Source organism: Pseudomonas sp. Leaf434 (assembly GCF_001425545.1).
Taxonomy (GTDB): domain Bacteria; phylum Pseudomonadota; class Gammaproteobacteria; order Pseudomonadales; family Pseudomonadaceae; genus Aquipseudomonas; species Aquipseudomonas siliginis.
In genome coordinates, this window is the sequence record NZ_LMQZ01000001.1 from 1,916,534 (window position 1) to 1,933,872 (window position 17,339).

Below are 17,339 nucleotides of genomic sequence, written 5' to 3' on the forward strand. Positions count from 1 at the left end.
GCATTGCCGAGCGCACAAATAGCCTTTGCACATGCCTGGCAGTACAGCCAGCCCTGGTCATTGGCGTGCAGGCATCATGAGTCGGTCGACATACACCAAGCGTTCACTGCAGCGCTCATTGGGCCGGTGTGGGTAATGATCATCAGTGGGCTCGTCGCCATCGACGATGACGAGTTGACGCTCCTCGAGATACACCGAGTAAAGTGCATCGTCCTCCAATTCATAGAGTGGCTGCTGACTGCGGGGGAGGGTCCAGATGCCATCTTTATAGGCCAGCTCTGTGACTTCGCGCCCGTGATCATCGAGCACGGGAAGCCAGGCCGTACCCTGGTGCGGATCGCCATGGGCACGATCGACGCGCAGCAGCATCCGGTTTACCCGGTCAGGTTTGGCGGTTGCCGGCTTTGCGAACTCGCTCAGGCGTAGCGACCCTGGCCCCGCAATGCTCACCTGCACGCGGGTGACCTTGCGGGCAACCTTGCTCACCTGGATCGAGGCCACGCGCTCGGGCAGCAGCTGGACGAATTCGCTGTTGACGATTTCCGACAGTTCGCAGCCAGCAATGGCATTGGGTTGGTAGCGCGCCAGGCACAGGCGCAGGAATGGGAAGTAGGCGTCTTTATCGGGGGCGATCAAAACGTCGGCATACCAACGCTGCTCGGCTTTGTGATACTGCGGTTGGTACAGGGCAAGGCCGACCCGTTCGTCCCGATCGGTGGGCGCGCGCCCTGCCAGTAGTTGCGAGGGCACGACACGCACCATACCGGTGTCCAGGCGGTTGGCGAACGCGCCTGCCGGCATCAGGCGCAACTTGCCTTTCTGCTCCCAGATCGGATCGTGGCCCCAGCCGGTGTAGAGCTCCTTGAGACGGTCCGGTATGACGGGTTCAGCCTTACCGGCGCCGGCCGGCGAGGAAACAGAGCCCCAGGCGCGGTTGGCCTGGTCCATCAGATAGTCCTTGGCGCCGCCCCGTGGTCGCAGCAGGTCGCCAGGCCAGCACACCAGGGCTAGCAGCTCGGCCTCGCCGGAGCTATACCAGGGCCGCTCCAGCCAGATCCTGATCCAGTTGCCCTGGCGCTTGTGTACTTGTAAGCCAGGTTGTGAGCGTTCCGACGATTGCAGCAGGGGCACTACATAGGCCACGGCGGGCGGTGCTGGCGGCTTGGTCGCCTTGACCCAGTGCGAGGTCTGCGGCCCCGTGTCGCTGAACACATCCTGCTCGGCTTTGGTGAGGTGCTTGAGAAAGCGGCTGGTGGCCCGAAGGCTGAACGTCACTCGGCGCGCCTTTGCGTCGACGAAGTCATGCTGTAGCAGCCAGCGATCCTGCAACGCATCGGGGAAGCGCGCCTGCAGGTCGGCGTTGCTGGTGCGACCCAGGGTACTGCGCACGCCTTCGAGCAGCAGCAGGTCCTGGTCGGCGGCAGGTTCGCCGGCGCCGGACAGGTTTGCTTCTTCCAGTGCTGGAGCGATGGCTTCAAAGGTGAATAGCGAATGGCGCTGGGTCTGCTCTTGCGGCTTGCTGGCAGCCTGGTCGTTGAACTCCTGCCACTGTCCCAGGCATTCCAGGCGCACGGTACTGGAACGGTGGAACTCGATATCGCCATGGAAGGTTGCCACTGTCTGCCCGTACAGTTCGCGCTTTACGCCGAAACGCTGGGCAATGCGACTGTCCCGGGTGGGCAGTAAGGCGACCCTGGGCTTGTCCAGCGGAGTGGCTTCGCAGAACTGAGCGGCGCGCACGGGTAGCGGCACCAGATGGGCAAGCTCCAGACGGCAGGCCGGGTTGAGCATGGAGAACGACGTCAGGTTGATGTCGCGGGCAGGCCGGCCGGAGGCCAGGAATGGCTGCAACTGAAACGCGCGACGCCGGTGCCACTGGCTCAGACACTGGATCAACTGGTCGCGGCGGTCACCCACAGGGACTGGTATGTCATCGACGGCAGGTGCTCGGCACAGCGCCTCGGCGCAGGCTCTATCGCCGCTAATGTAATGAGCCATCATTTCGACGATGCCGGAGTTGGCCAGCATGCGCTCGGTGATCTCATGCCAGCAGCACACTCGCAGGGCGATGCCGGGGGCAAGCTTGACCACCAGGGTCGAGCCACGCCATTCGAGGTCGTAGCCCTCGCTGCGCAGGGTATCGAAGGAGGCTGCCTCCAGGCGCAACATCAGTGGATTGCAGTCGGGCCAGCGGCGCTGCGGCGAATAGTAGTCGTGGTACTCCAGCGCCAACAGCTTGCCGTCGCTGCGATAGATACCGATCACCACGCGCTGGGCCCACGGATCTGGCAAATAGGGCACCTTGGCTGGCGGGGCAGAGCTGTCCTCGATGTAACAGGTATCGCCAGTCGGTTCCTCGCCGAACAGGTCCGCCAGGCATTTGTTGCCCGTACTGGGGAAGCTACCGTCAGGGTTGAGCCTGACGCCGGCGAAGGCACCCTTGGGCAGGTGTTGGTGATCCTGGTCGTACATGCCTAGGCGAATGACGGCCTGCAGGTCCACTCGTGGCGGCACCAAGACCCGCTCGGTGGCGGTGCTGTCAGGCTTGCCACGGCGCTGGCTTGCGATCGCCAGGAAATCCAGGCGTTGGGTAGGCAGGGCCTGACGATCGAGTTTGCCGCGCAGCAAAAGGCTTGGCGCAAGGATCGGTTCATAGCGCCAGAACGGCAGGAAGTAATCGCCGTCCTCGCCGCCTGTCTTCGTGGTGCCGAGGGTCAGATGCGGATGCTGCTGGTAGACCTGGCGTGCTTCGTCAAGCGACAGGCTGAGGCCATCCATGAACACCGCCCGCAGGCCAACACGGTAGCCCCAGCCGACCCTTTGTCTGGGTAGGCCGCCGTCGCTGCGGTAGTCGACCGCAAAGCGGGCGTTGGCAAGTGCCGTGCGGCCCGGGTGACATTCCAGGGTATTGGCTGCCAGGCTCCAGCCTTGCCAGCGAAACACCTCCTGGGAAGGAATGCGGGTGTCTTGCGGCTCGTCGGACTCCTGCTGGCCAGGCGTCCGGAGCTTGCGCGCTGCCTGGGTCACGATGCCCTCGTCGCGCGGCTGGTGGACGAAGCGCTCGGTCCAGTCGTGACCATCGGCGCGCAGGGATTCAAGCTTGCGTCCTACCAGGCTCTTCCAGGGGCCGAGGCAGGCGCCACCCATGCTGTCGGGAACCAGTGGGGCGATATCCGGGCGGTAGCCAATGACCAGGTCTTCGGCGTGGAAGGTCTGCCAGGTGTCGGCTAGAAGGCTGGCGCGCTGTCGCTGCTGGATGACCATCTGTTGTGCGGTGCCTCTCATCAGCAATGAAATGCCGGTGGTCGGCAACGGCGGCATGCTGATCTCACGCTGGCTGGCCCTGACGCCAGCGTCGAGTTGGCAATTGAGGTTCTGCGCGGCCTGGACCAACTTCTCCGCAAGACTGTCGGTGTCCAGCTGCTCCAGCGTGAAGATCGCCTTGCCGCTATCTGTCGCGGCAAGGTTCACGCAGCCGTGGCTGTAGCGGCGCGAGGCGGTGGACTTTTCAGCTGGGTAGTAGGAGTTCTGCGTGTCAAGGCTGCAAACCACCTTCACGCCTTGTGCCGGCACCAACCCGGTGCCGAATGCGCTGTCGATCGAGGCCACGTAGAGGGCATCGGCTTTGGCGTCCAGCAGGCCGGCCTGGATTTCGCCGGGAATACTCAGGCCCAGGCTCTGCAAAAGCCAGGGATGCAGGGTCAGTTTGGACAGCTCGCTATGCAGCTCATCCTCCTGCGGGGCAGGGGGATGAGCTGCGCGCAGTTCAGGGATCAGGGTCAGGTAGCGAAGGAGGATGTAGTGCGGTAGCGCTTCGCTGTTCACACGCAACTGGTAGGGATCCGTCCCCGTCATGCTTAGGGAGCTCAGACCGCCTACAAGGTTTTCCTGCCAGGCTTGGCTCAGATTCAAGCCCGCCACGCGCAAGCGCTGGAGATACCAATCAAGGTTGCTCTGCTGTTCCGCGCGGGCAGGCTCCAGGGTGCCGAGGCTTGCGCTGAGTGGTCGCAACAGGTGCTCCTGGGCTTGGCGCAATGCCAGATCAATCTGCTCTGGCATCGGTGTGCCAAGGCCGCGCGGCAGGTCCGCCTCGGCCAACCCTTTCGCGTATATCCCGCCCAGGACATGGCGCAAAATCTTGGAGCCTTTGGATTGCGGCAATTCCGAAAATATCTTTGCCGGTTCCGAGGTTTGTTCCGCGATACGCAGTTCGGGGCGAACGATGGCTTTCCACAGCCGGCTCGCCTGTCTTGGCGCCAAGCCCCATTGCGCAAGGCATTCGCGCCATCCAGCCGTGAGGTCCAGCGGGCAGGTGGTGCCGGGTGTAGCGGGCGCCGCATCGTCCGCTGCGCAGGCGGCGATGCGCAGCGTGATGCCGCGCTCCACGAAGGCCGGCCAGTCACGTAGCAACTGTCCGGCGGCGCGGCGGGCAAAGCTGTGCACCGTCTCGTCGGCGCCTAGAGCGAACTGCGGCACAATGCGCACGCTGATCCGCAGTTTTTTCGGATCGTCGGGGTTCAATCCGTGGGGAATCACGTACCACTGATATCCCTGTTGCAACACAGCGCGGGGTTCATGCGCATCCATCGGCAGGATCCTCGAAGGCGGCCCAGTATGCTTGCCATACAGATGAGTCCAGCAGACAGTCGCTGTCATGCTTGAAAGATGACGGTTCGATACCGCTGGCGATCTTGGTTTTCAGCGCAGCGAGCTTCGCCTCTTTCGAGGTCTGCTTTTGCTCCTGTTCAGGTTGCGCCGCTGCTGCGGGCAGCGGCAGCAGCGATGCACTGACCCGCGAGCCTTTGTCGGCGCCCGGCTTGTCGCCCTGCGAGGCATAGGCCACGTTCACGTCGTACTCGTATTCGAAGAAGCCAATGGAGAAGCTAATGCTGAAGGTGGCCGCACCTGCCGTTCGCCCAGACTTGAGGTCGTACCAAAGCTGTACGCGAAACTGCGCACTGACGGTGATCAAGCCGGCGATATTGGCCACCCCCGAGGCGTTGAAGTACCCCGACAGGGTCGCCTCACGGGCCGAAAGGCGGATGTAGATGCCGGCAGTGATACGTCCGCGGCCAACCGCCGGGCCGAACTGGAACGCAGTCACCACGCCGTACTCGAAGGAGGCATCGAGGGCTTCAAGGGTATCGGCCCGGGACTGAATGGCGACATGGCCTCCACCGCCATAGATACCGGCGGAGATCAGGAAGGGCTGGTCCGGGCGCGACAGGCCGAAACGGAACCGCGCCGGCTCGTTGTCGAACGGCAAATCGCAGGTGATGTTGAAACTCACCATTTGCAACTGGAAGGCGGCGAGGGTGATGAGATCCTTGCTGAAACTGTACCCCACCACCAGCCCGGGGCCCGCTTTGCGCGGCTCGACAATAATGCCGAAGGTTTCCTTGAGGTACTCCTGGAGCGTCTTGACGAAGGTCAGTGCACCCTTGAAGTCGACATGGTCGATATTCACCTCGAGCTTGGCCTCGCGGCCGGTGCCCGCACTGAATGACAGCGGCTTGAAGACAATGCTCAGGAACGGCGCTGCTCCGAACAGGTTGATGGCGAATGGGTCGAGGCTGGCGCTGAGGCTGAACACTGGCGAGGTGGTGCCGCGCAGGTCGGCTTCGAGCAGGCTGCTCACCGTCAGGCGTCCCTCGCCGATGGGCTCGAAGACCGGGTTGCTGCCGGCAGGATAGGGGTTGACCCGGGTATCCCAGTCATAGTTGAGGCGCGCCTTGGTTGGAAGACCGATCGAGGCCAGTGCTTCGTCCAGCGCACCCTGGATATCGACAAGTGCGGCAAGGTCTCCCGTCGAGAACATGCGCGACACGTCGTCGACCAGAGTGGTCAGTAGCACCCTAGCCTGGTCGAAATCCGCAAGATACTTCCTGATGGCCTCGCGGGTCTGCGCAGGCTTCTTCGATAGCGCTTGCAGCAAGCCACGCAGCTCGTCGATCTGGGCTCGCAGAGCCGGGGAGAACCACGTTGGAGTGGGGCTTTGGTCCGGGTTGGCCAGCGTTCCGACTCCTTCGATAACGCTCTGGAGTGCAGTGCAGACCGGGACGAGTGCCACAGTGAGCTGCTCTTCGGCCAGATTGTGGAACTGGTCGAGTGCGGCACGGATGGCTTGCTCTGGCAGCAGTGCAGCGTTGATCAGCTCGTTGAGTTGGGAGAAGGCGTCGAGCGCTCGTAGCTGCGGGGCCAGGTCCGCGAGCTTGTTCGCGGAGTCCAGGTTGCGCAGCAATTGTTTGATCTGATCAGCCCGTAGGTTGATCGATACAACCGACTGAGATAGCTCAGTCACTTTTTCCCGCACAGACGAGAGCTGGCTATATGTGACGACCGCGCGGGTCCAAGCTAGGTAGGCCGCCTGAAAGGTAATGGCTAGTCCAGGTTTGATCTCCTCGAGCTTGAGCTCCAGTTCCAGCAGGCGCGAGACCTTGCCTAGCGTCTCCTGGCTAAAACGCAGCGCGCCGGTGAACAGTCCGGCCATGATCCGCTGCTGCACATCTGCCGCGCTTTCCTTTTCATAACGCTCGAACGTTGTCTGAACCGCTTCGGCGTGTGCAATGGCCGCCAGGGTTATTTCGGAGACTTGCAGGATGGCTTGGTCAGCGACCGGGCTATACGTGGCCAGGGTCTGCTTGAAGGTGTCGGCCTGGCGCTTCAGTGACTGCGCGTCCTCGAGCAGGGCAGAGGGGGATTTTTTGACATTATCGAGGAATTGCTCAGCCCCTTTGCTCAGCATTTCCTGGACCTTCTGGCTGTTGACGGCGAGCCAACTCGACCAGCCGGCGAAGTTGTCCAGGCCATCGAGCAGGGGTTGCAGCTTCTCGAACAGGGTCGACAGAAACTCCTGGGGGGCTTGCCGGGTGGCCTGTTCAAGTGCTGCGTAGACTGCCTGGAGCTGCTCAACCTGTGCCGCCAGCCCCTTATACCGAGGGTCTTTTTTGAGCGTTTGTTCCAGCGTCGCTTTCAGGGAGGCCAGTTTCTGAATGGCCTCCGTCACGCCCAGTCCCTTGAGCAATTGGTTCTTGATCTCCTGGATCGGCCCATCTTTCAGGAAAGCCTGCCAGTTCTTGCTCAACTCCTTCAGGGCCTCGACTCGCTCCAGCACATCGGGTGGCAGCAGGTTGGCAGGTGATTCGATCGCGGTACTGACTTGGTCGCGCAAGGTTTCGCCGGCCTTGACGATTTCGCTGGCCAACTGCAACAACCGCGCACCTGTCGCGTCCGGCACTTCGGCCAGCTTGCCGTCCAGGGTTTGGGCCGCCGCCAGTAACGCCGGGGCGTGCAAGCCTTTTGCCGAGAGCTTGGCGAGTGCGTCGAGCAGGCGCTTCAGGGCGCTGCGCAGGGCGCCGGCAATGGGGGTAAGCAGCTCAGGTGGTACCGCATGCTCTAGCGCCTCGCGGATCCGTGGTGCGCGGGCGCCGGCCGCCTGGGTAACGCTGTCGATGATGTCGGCAAAGGCCACCACGCCGCAGAGCTTGGCTTCGCCCAGGGTCTGGCCGAAGAACTCCCTGGGGTCGGCGGTGCCTTTACGGGCGTTGGCCACGGGGTCTGCAATCGTAATGTTGCTGCTGGTGAGCGCGCTGAGGCCTTGAGGGGCTGCGGGTGGCTCATGGCGGTAGAACTCGCGTTGCGGCACCAGCGGGCCAGCGCCGCCAATTGGCCCGTCCTTGCGCGAAGCTGCGGCGATCACAGTGCTTGCATTGGCAAAGGCGCCGGAATTGGTCGTATTGCTGCTGAAGGCCAGCTTGGTCCGGTCGTCGACGAAGCGCAGGTAGATCTCGCCGACGTTGTCAGCGTCGAATCCATGTCGCAGATAGGGCCCGTAGATCTCCACCTGAGACTCCACTGCCGGCGTACCCGCCAGGCGCGTCACGCTGTCGGCATTGGCCAGGGCCTGACGCAGATGGGGATAGAATGGCGGCTGGTCCTGCGCCTCCATCGAAGTTGAGAAGCACAGCACTTTTGCCAGTGCGTCTTCGCCGCTATTGGGCGCGGCGTCGAAGACGCTGTCGAGCGGCGGCGGTCCGGGGACATCGAAGTCCAGCAGCAGGCACGAAGCCTTGAAGCGCGTGGAGCCTGGCTTGATTTCCGGTGCAAAACGGATGGCGCCGCTGTCGATCCGGGCGATGAAGTGGTGCGGCGTGCTGGCGCCGCTTTCGTCACGCAGGCCGGCGTTGTTACCATCGACGGGAGAATAGATGGCGTTCACGCCTTTGCGGTAGGCCCTGGCGACCTTGGCCAGGTTTTCTTGGTCATGGACTACGTCGTTGTCGATGAATAACAGCGGCGCCCTGGCTTTCACCCCGGTGACCGAATCCTCGAAGGCAAAGTCCACCGGCAGTGTAGCGTCCCCTTGCTTCGTCACGCTTGGCCAGAACACCTGCTGGCCGGTGAGTCGTCCATCGAGCCATTGGAGGCTGCATTGCTCAGGCACAGCCAGGTCCGGCGAGAGGTAGTCGTGGCAGCGGATGTTCGCGAAGGGCCAGCCTCGACCGCCGAAGGGCTGTTGCAGCATTGGTGTGGGACGGTTGAACGCTGGCACCTTGATATAGAAGCGTTGTACCAGGCACGCGCAATAGCTGCCGTCGATGAACACCAGGCGTCGCTGGGTGTCCTTGACCAACGTGGCCGGCAACCCCAGCGGGAACAGGAAGCCCTTGTACTCGATGATGGGGAGGGTATCTCGGCCCAACTGGCTGTTCTGGTTCCAGAAGGAGATGGTCAGGGCCCCCCGGTTGCCGGCTGTAGATGGAGGCGCCCAGTTGGCCTTGAGCCGCAGGGAAGCACCATAGGCGCTCAGTTGCAGCAGTTGCGCCTGGATCGGCCTGGGCACGAACAGACCTTCTGTCGAGCTGGTCTGCTGGTCTTCGCCAAACGCAAAGGGCACCACTTGGGCGCTGCCAAGCTTGGCGGGTTCGCCGAAGCCGCTCGACAGGGCAACGATCTCGTGGCGATCGCGTCCGTCGAGGGGGGTGCGGAAACTGCCATCCAGCTCTGAGAAATGCGGATACTTGCTCGGCCAAAAGCCCTTCTGATAATCGGGGGACCAGATCGCCCTCAGGGCTGCGCGCTCAATGCGCAGAGTCCACAGTTCACGGCGCCCCGGGGCTTCCTTGAGCTGCGGCGGGGCTTGCCAGCGATGTTGCCCAATCGGTGACAAACCGAGGCGGTAGGGGGCTTGGATCATGGTGGCGAACGAGTCCAGCTGGTCGTCCATTGCTTGGCGCAGACTCCTGGCGGGCTGCTCATTCTTGCCGCGGTTTTGCAGTTGCTTGCACAAAGGCGCGTCGGCAGGCAAAGCCAGTGGGTGAAGCACGGGCTGCAGGTCTGTGGCTGCTGGTCTTGCACCGGTGGTTGCCCAGGCGAATAGTGCCTGGAGGGTGAGCGGCACCCGACGTTGCCTGCGGCCCTTAACAGGAGAGAAGTCGAAGGTCAGCCAGGAGGAGTCGGCGAAGCGCGCAGCGATGAATTCGGGGAGTTGCTTAGGGCTTTTCGCACGCAGGGCGATGGCATCTTTGCGCTTGGTTTCGTAGAGGCCCTTGGCGCGAATCTCGGCCAGCCATTGCGTGCAGTTCGGCTCCTGGGGGTTGAGCAACTGGCAGATCTGGTCGTCGGCAATGAAGTGATCGGCCACGTTGGCAGCGTCCGGCAATTGCGTCACGTACAGGGTTTGCTCACTTACATGCTGGCTGGCGAAGGCGAATTCCAGTCTGGCGTTGCCTGCGCAAAGCAGCTGTCTGCTACTACCCGTGACTTTCAGGCGCACGTCATGAAAGCGCACGATCACCTGCAGGGCGTCGCTGCCACGGGTCAGGTGTAGTTCGAACTCATCCAGGGGAACACTGCGCCCGAACAGGTGTACGCCGTCGAACCAAGCTAGCTGATCGACCTCTGCCGCACCGCTATCTGACCTAGGCATACGCACGAAAACCGCTTGGTCGACGTCGCGCAGGGGAACGATCATACGGGTGACCCGGAAGCTATCGACTTGCGCCTGGTCCAGCTGCGAACTGGCTTGTAAAGTCGTGCTCGAAGCCGTGACTTCGATGTGGATGCCCGGCGCCTCGTACCAGCGCGAGCGCGTCGTGAACGAGGCCTGGACCTGGTACTGCTCGGTATCCAGGCTGATGAGGCGCAGCTGACGTGTGCCAAATCCCTCCATTTGACCGTTGGCCAGGGTGTGCGGTGTGATGAAACCGGTATCGCGTGCCCCACCATAGGCTTCCATGGCCCAGGCCATGGGCGCGTCCGTGCGGCACTCGACGACCGCCTCGACCTGGCCATTGGCAAAGGCTGCCTGGCAGTGCGCCAGCTGAACCGGCTTGGCGCCGAGCAGCGGGCCTTCGAACCACAGGCGGGTGCGCAGTGTCGAGCCGTCTACCAGCAGCACCGGCGCATCGGCTCGGACCAACTCCAGCTGAAGGTTCGCGGCGGCGATCGTGCCCGCCGCCAGACTGACCTGGATCGCCGGAGCCAGGCTGATCTCGAAGGTCCAGTCGGGCAGGAATACCGCGTTTGCGGAGGTTGTCGTGCCACCGGCCAGATCGAGGCCCGAGAGCAGCCTGGAGGCATCGAGCGCACCACTGGCCACCGGAAAACCCAACAGCCAGGGCTCGAAGTCGAAGAACGCGGCATAACCCAGCGCCGGCCATACTAGTCCGGCCTGCCAACCGCTTTTGCCGCGCGCGACCCGCAGCTCGAAGTCGGCGGCGAGCCGCGTTCCAGGCAGCCAGCCGCTGTGTAGACGGATCGCGAACTCATCGGCGCTGGGCTGTTGAAATTCGACCCGCGCGTCCGGGCCGAAATCCCTGGCTCGGACTTCGAAGAGCACTTCATTGGCCACCAAAATGGCGGCACGCTGCGGCGCCTGTGCCTGGATCTCGAAGCGGGAGGCAGCCCGAGCGAGGGGGCCGAAGATCGGTGCGACGAGGGTGGCAGTCAGGGAAAGGCGCAAGACGTCGCGCCGGGACACCTGCGAGCCGATCAATTTTTCGATCAGCCCGGCGCGATAGTTCAGATTGTCGCGACAGGCGCTGGAGAGGCGCTCGGGCGCGTGGGCAAGGCGTTGCCTCAAGTTGGAAAACAACATGCAAGCTCCCTGGTACTTGTCGTTGTTCGAGCGGCAACGCGTTAGGTGTATTCCAACTTCCGATAACGACACGCGGGGTTTGCGTAGCGCGTTACGATCTAGGTCTAGCTGAAAAAGGCAGGGCGTCAAATGGCGCGGATAAGGCTATCCCAGCGCGTCAAAAGACAAAGGAGAGTGTGTGGGAACAGCGGGTGTTTCAATTGTGAGACGAATTAGCTAACTAAAAAATGATTCGGCACGGTGTGACAAGTGTCAAAGAGTTCTACAGTTACTTGCAGAAGTATCCGGCGTTCTCGTTGTTCTTCACGGCAGTATCGAACCTGTGGGAGCGGCCTTGTATTGTGAAAGTACTTCAAACACCTACGGGCAACGGCTAAATATCAAGGTGAACGATCATGAGCGATGCCGACATCATCGAAGAAATGCGTCAAGCGGCCAAAGAAGCCAAGGATGCCATCGAGGACCTGCTCTCACCCAAAGGCTGCTGCACACTGATCAAGGCCCCGGTGCAGCCATGTTTCGACGATATGACCTCCCGACAGTGCGATGCCGCAGCCAAAACCTGTGGCGCCATTCCGGTATTCGCTCCAGGTACCCGATGCCCGTGAGCATACCGCTGTCCGTTCCAGCACCTGGCACCGCTGATCCTGCATGGCATCGTCGTCTGTTTGCTGCTAGGTCCGGCAACTCCGCTAGATGATGTTCAACCAGCGCCGGGACAGGGGGGGCGGCACGCGTCGCCCATCGAGGCTAGGCGCCACCATCGCAATAGCTACCACCCACACATTCGGGGGTGTATCCCCGCGTCTGCGATGTCCCGATAGTGAGGTCACCGGCTAAACCCGAACAGTCACACGAAGGAGTTGCCATTGCTGTGTGCGCCAACATTTGGCAACAGCTCAGCTCGAGGCAACCCTCATGGTTGAACTATCGGCGCATCATACCTACGGCAATGTCCGAGGCTGAATCAGTAGTGGAAGGCTGCACAGTGAAACGCCAACCTACCGCAAGCAGTTAGGTTCGCTGTTCAAATGCGCTGCCATACGCCGAAATAAGGTTTGGGTCGTTCGGAACCTTGCCCGTGGGGTGACCGGCCAGTTCAATGGGGTTGGTTTTTGATGGAGCTGTGGTGCGATAGCCCCCTATCACGGATATGTTGTTTGAACGCTAGGTAATCGTCATGCATGGTAAACCACTCAGGCGACTTGCAGCAGAAACGGTTGCCGTTCATCCTATGCGCTGAATGTCTTGTGGCATCATGCTTTGGCGGCTTTACTTCATAACACGTGTCACGCCGTTTCAAAGGGATTTCCATCAGTTCTGACATGGTGATTAGAGGGGGCCGGATGACCGGTGAGAACAAGGACCGCGAGCTGATCGCTGAAGCGTCTGCGGAGTTTGGCGTTGACCCATATGTGCTTGAAGAGCTGCTTGGACTAGCCGAAAAATTTACCACCTTTTCTACTTACGGTGCGAAGGCAGAGTTCTCCCGCCAAGTTGGTCATATCCTTGACCAAGCAGCCTTAAGGCAGAGTGAATCGTGAGTGCTCCTATTGAGTTCACTTCGCTGGAAGTCGAAAATATCTTCGCATACGAAGGGCTCAGCCAAATTGACTTGAGTGGTTGTACCGCTGAGCGCAACATGGTCGTCATATCTGGGCGCAATGGTGCCGGGAAGACGAGCCTGCTGAATGCGATCAAACTCTTGTTTTTAGGTTCTGATAACGAAGAGATTCGCAGGGTAGGCTTTGGTGGAGCTCCATTAAGCTCAAAGCAATTTGTACTAGGTCAGCCGGGCCGCTGGTATGGTGTATTCAACAAAGGTGCACGCGATGCCGACGATCATGCACGTGCGATGCTTTGTTGGACTCAAGGAACGCTGAAAGTAAAGATTGAACGCACCTTCTCCAGGTCCAACACAACCGCGGGATTTGTCGAGCGGCTGATAGTCATTCGAGGTGCAGAGCAACTCGGCCCTGAAGAGGCCGATTCATTCCTCTCAGGGTTGGCCCCTAGCGAAATTGTGCCTTTCTACTTCTTTGACGGCGAGCAAGTCCAATCGTTTGCAGATGCAGAGGAGGGGCGTGAGCGTGCCGAGATAGAGCGCTTACTGAAGCTATCTTTCATCGGAGACATTCTTCGCGAGTTAGAGGGCTATGGCAAAATCAAACGCCGTTCAGGTTTGCCGGCGGATGCTCAAAGTCAGGTTGTACAAGCAGAGAATGACCTTCGCTCGGCCGAGGCCCAGATTGAGTCGCTTCAACGTTCACGGGTGGACATTGAAGCTGAGTACTCCGATCTCGAGCGAAGGCGGACACGTCTTGACGATCAGCGCAACGCTTTGCGTACTGGAATATCCGAGTCAGACCGTCGTCGTATGGTCAATAGGATAGAAGTTATAAATTCCCAGACCGAAAAGCTAGATGCTGAGCTCTCCGAACTGCTTGCACCAGAAGCTCCTTGGCTAACTAATCTATCGGCAGTCCGAGACGCCTATAACTTGTTGGATGATCAGTTTTCAACCAGCACGGATTTATCGTTGTCCGCGAAGCTTCATGGAGAGCTGCCAGAAGCCCTAAAAGGTAGCTTGGCTCATTTAAGTCCTCCGGTCATGCTGACAAATTCACAGTACGAAAATTTTTCTTTGGATATCAAAGAAGCTCTGGTGAGGCGAGGGCTTGCAGTCGGAGCACATGTGAGCCCCCTGCTTTCTGCGTTGAGTCCTCGCCAAGCAAAACTCCTGCGAGATCGGTACTTGGTATGGACAGAGCGAGGCCCGAGCTTGGTGTCATCTCATGTCGAGAAGCTTCGCCTTTTGCGACAACTCGCCCAAGAATCTGAGCAAGCACGGCGGGATCTGGATGAAGCCGAGCTCACCACTGACGAGGCCAGGAATCAGTTTGAATCGTTGAGCCAAACGATTTTAGAGCTCGATCAGCAGATTCGTGACTTCACTGAAAGGCTTGCCGAACTTAGGGTTAAGGAGCGGCAGACTCTGGAAAACGCAGAGCAAGCCAAGCAGCGCATTCGCCAATGTGAGCAAAAGTATGAATCAGTGACAAAAGAGAACCAGGCCTATCAATTGAGTGTAAAGGTGAGGCGTGCCCTCGAGGCATACCGCGATAGGCGCAGGACATACATCCGCCAATCGGTGGAACAGCATTTGAATGAAAGAATTGGAATCCTTCTGGCACCTAGTCAACTGATCAAATCAGTAACTCTCGATGACTTGTTTGCGATGAAATACTTCGATGAGCAACTCGAGGAGGTAGCACGTAGGAGCATCTCTGCAGGCATGCGACAGCTTGTTGCTATGGGAATGCTTTGGGCTCTAAGGGATGAGGCGGGGCGGGATCTCCCGGTGGTAATCGATACCCCTTTGGGAAGAATTGATCGAGAGAATCGAGCTTTGCTTATGAGCGAGTACTTCCCAAAGGCCGGAAGGCCACTTTTACTGCTGCCAACCAATAGTGAAATGGACGAAGACGTTCTTTGTCACTTAGGCGAGCGTATTCGCCGTCGTTACGAGATTAAAAATGACGGTGGGACGCGAGCAAGGATCGAAGAGATCGATAGGGCGCGCTATAACGGGATTTCAAGCTGATGATAAGCCTGTACTTCTCTTCTGATGAAAAGTCTTTTTTTGAAACCGTTCTGCGTGACGGGCTACATCAACCTAGCGGGCACTACTGGTGGGTTGTCCGCTTCGCGATTGCTCAATCATTGAAGTTGGGAGGGGAGCCAGATGAGAGGTATGGCCCGCCATCCACAAAGAGAGGGGATCGTGGCAGTGAGCTCAGTATCGAGCAGATTACGGGCATGGGAAAAGAAGAAAGCCAAAATTACGACGACGCACTCAGAATTCTTTTGGGTGTGATTCATGATGAAGAGCTGTTTGACAACAATCGGCGCTACGTCGAACTTGTACAGCGACACGCTCGACGTGGCCTAGAGTTCATGCGAGGTGCTTGGACCCCAGCTCGCAGTTTCTACGATTATCTTCTGGACGAGCTATACGTAAATGCCGAGCGCGCCGAGCATGGGCAGGACGAAGCTGATGGCTTAAGCGTTTTGGATTTTGCGACCTTGGCACAGGGATTGAAGCAGTTGGGTATTGCTGCAACAGCGGCTGCCGATGTTCAAGAGGGGCCGCGACTGTCGCGCTTCCAGTTGACGCTGGCTGGAGTTGAAGATTACGACCGCTTGAAGCGTGGCCTAGATGATTTGGCATTTGCAATCGGCTTGGGTAATACAGGTATCGGGTTATCCAAAGACTTCGGTGAGCGACGTGTGATACTGGATGTTCCCCGACCTGGTGCGCTATGGCATGAAGTTACTTGGCAGTCCATTGGAGCGGCACTAGTCAATCGCGCTGAAGCCATGCCTGTGTCGCCTGGCGTTGATGTACTAGGGCAGCCGATTATTTTCGATCTCGCAGAGGCTCCGCATTTATTTGTTGCCGGGGCAACTGGTAGCGGTAAAAGTGTGTGTCTGAATGCTCTTTTGCTTTCCTTGGTGATCTCTGCTCGCCCCCCCGAGCTTTTGATGATCGATCCCAAGGGAGTCGACTTCAGCGATTTCAACAGCTATTCCCGTTTAAGAACAGGTGCGGTTATTACTGACATGGCAATAGCAATTGAAGCCTTGCGGGAGGTTGTTATCGAGATGGAGGAACGCCAGGAGCTATTGCGCAGAAACAACGTTCGGAACATCGCTGAGGCCCAGGCGCTGGGCGTTCCCATGGAGCGTTTGGTGGTTGTTATCGATGAGTTGGCAGACTTTATGTTGGGCCGGACAGGTGCAGAAGAACCACTCGTGCGTCTTGCTCAGAAGGCTCGTGCGACCGGCATTCATTTAGTGCTTGCTACTCAGCGTCCTGAAGCTGCAACGTTTTCCGGGTTGCTTCGTGCAAATGTGCCTGCACGAATTGCCCTGACGGTTCAGAAGGCTTCGGACTCGCGCATCATTCTTGACGAGGGAGGCGCAGAGAAGCTGCTTATGCGCGGCGACATGCTGGTTAAACTTTCTGGGCGCGCTACTGTGCGCGTTCACGGTGTAAAAGTCAGTCCTTCAGAAGTCAGGGCCGCATTATCTACAAGGAGCAAGTAATGGCCATGAAGCTGAGGCCCACCCGATTCGAATTGTTGGAATTAACCTTGTTAGACCTGGGAGCGCTTCGGGGGCAAAAGTCGTTCTTGTTAAGGGACGGACAAGGGGGAGCCACGAATATCTTCATGATCATGGGGACCAACGGGGCTGGTAAGACTACGGTCCTTGAGTCAATTTATGCGGGCATGCGCTTACTGGATGCGCGTGAACATGAAAGCACCGGGATTGATGATATTGATAGTAAGGATGGAGGGCTGCAGCTTGACGCTCGAGTTGCTCTCGATGATGGCGCTCGATCTAAGGTTTATCTTCTGTCCATATTTGTTGGTCGACCCGGGCTGTTGAAACGCTGGACAGCCGAAGCTCTAGAAGGTGTTGGTGTCGAAAAGCAAATTTTCTTATCGTTCAAAAATCGCATCAACGGACCGGGGTTGGAACGCAGTGCTGAATCGGACCATGAAGCATTAGCCTTCGCTGAGGCGATTCTAGAACGTGCTGGTGAACCGCCGGCAGCACTATTTGATTCGGCAAATGGATATCCGTCAGTTCTTTATTTTCCATCTGATCGTGGCATTCGTAGACCGCCAGAGGCAGAGAGAGCGGTTACGCGCCCAAGCGGCTGGTCATATCGTGCCGCGCATCGTTTTGGTGCGGATGGTGAAAGGTGGGACGCTTCAGTTGACAATCTGTTCGTCTGGTTTGCTTGGCTAGACGATGGCAGGGAGGAAGAGTGCCGGGAGCTGGTCAACCGTTTGATTTTCAGAGGGATAAAAAGGCTCGGAGCAGTAGATCGTCCCACATTGTCTGTTCCAGTGGAGGTGGAATCCGGTGTGCACCGTATCGATCAACTCAGTAGCGGCGAACGCCAACTAGTGCAACTACTCGTTCGTATCGCCAGTCACATGACCGGATCGACAATTGTGCTTATCGATGAAACCGAACAGCATTTGCACCTAGTCATGCGACGTCGGCTTATGAAATTGATAAAACAGTGGGCACAAGAGCATCCAGGTCTTTCGTTCGTATTGACTTCTCACCAGGTCGACTCGTTACGTGTTCTGGCTCCGAAACTTGTTGAGCCCGGACTTATCAAGGGTGGTGTTCTGCTCAAACCAAAAGTTAAGGTGTAGAG

The 17,339-nt window shown here is 59.1% G+C and carries 7 protein-coding genes; 5 read left to right on the forward strand and 2 right to left on the reverse strand.

What is annotated here, in order from left to right; all coding sequences use genetic code 11:
• Nucleotides 1–57: 57 nt before the first annotated feature.
• Entirely contained in the window at nt 58–4,587 is a 4,530-nt protein-coding gene (locus ASG55_RS08630; protein ID WP_056785506.1) for a hypothetical protein, read from the reverse strand.
• Nucleotides 4,574–11,098, reverse strand: coding sequence for a hypothetical protein (locus ASG55_RS08635; RefSeq protein ID WP_056785509.1), 6,525 nt, complete (start codon nt 11,096–11,098; stop codon nt 4,574–4,576). The genes ASG55_RS08630 and ASG55_RS08635 overlap by 14 nt, the downstream gene beginning before the upstream one ends.
• Nucleotides 11,099–11,493: 395 nt before the next feature.
• Between ASG55_RS08635 and ASG55_RS08640 the strand changes: the two genes are divergently transcribed.
• The 5 genes from ASG55_RS08640 to ASG55_RS08660 all read left to right on the forward strand — a co-directional run bounded on the left by ASG55_RS08640 (nt 11,494) and on the right by ASG55_RS08660 (nt 17,337).
• Nucleotides 11,494–11,706 carry a hypothetical protein gene (locus ASG55_RS08640; RefSeq protein ID WP_056785513.1) on the forward strand — a complete coding sequence of 71 codons (213 nt, stop codon included), beginning with the start codon at nt 11,494–11,496 and terminating at the stop codon, nt 11,704–11,706.
• A gap of 738 nt (nt 11,707–12,444) precedes the next feature.
• Nucleotides 12,445–12,642 (forward strand): hypothetical protein, encoded by a 198-nt coding sequence (locus tag ASG55_RS08645; RefSeq protein ID WP_056785514.1) that lies wholly within the window; start codon nt 12,445–12,447, stop codon nt 12,640–12,642.
• A complete protein-coding gene (locus tag ASG55_RS08650) occupies nt 12,639–14,702 on the forward strand; it encodes an AAA family ATPase (protein ID WP_056785517.1) in 2,064 nt (687 codons plus the stop codon). The genes ASG55_RS08645 and ASG55_RS08650 overlap by 4 nt, the downstream gene beginning before the upstream one ends.
• Nucleotides 14,702–16,207: an FtsK/SpoIIIE domain-containing protein gene (locus ASG55_RS08655; RefSeq protein WP_056785519.1), complete on the forward strand. Its 1,506-nt coding sequence runs from the start codon at nt 14,702–14,704 to the stop codon at nt 16,205–16,207. The genes ASG55_RS08650 and ASG55_RS08655 overlap by 1 nt, the downstream gene beginning before the upstream one ends.
• Nucleotides 16,207–17,337 carry an AAA family ATPase gene (locus ASG55_RS08660; protein WP_056785522.1) on the forward strand — a complete coding sequence of 377 codons (1,131 nt, stop codon included), beginning with the start codon at nt 16,207–16,209 and terminating at the stop codon, nt 17,335–17,337. The genes ASG55_RS08655 and ASG55_RS08660 overlap by 1 nt, the downstream gene beginning before the upstream one ends.
• The last annotated feature ends 2 nt before the right edge of the window (nt 17,338–17,339 follow it).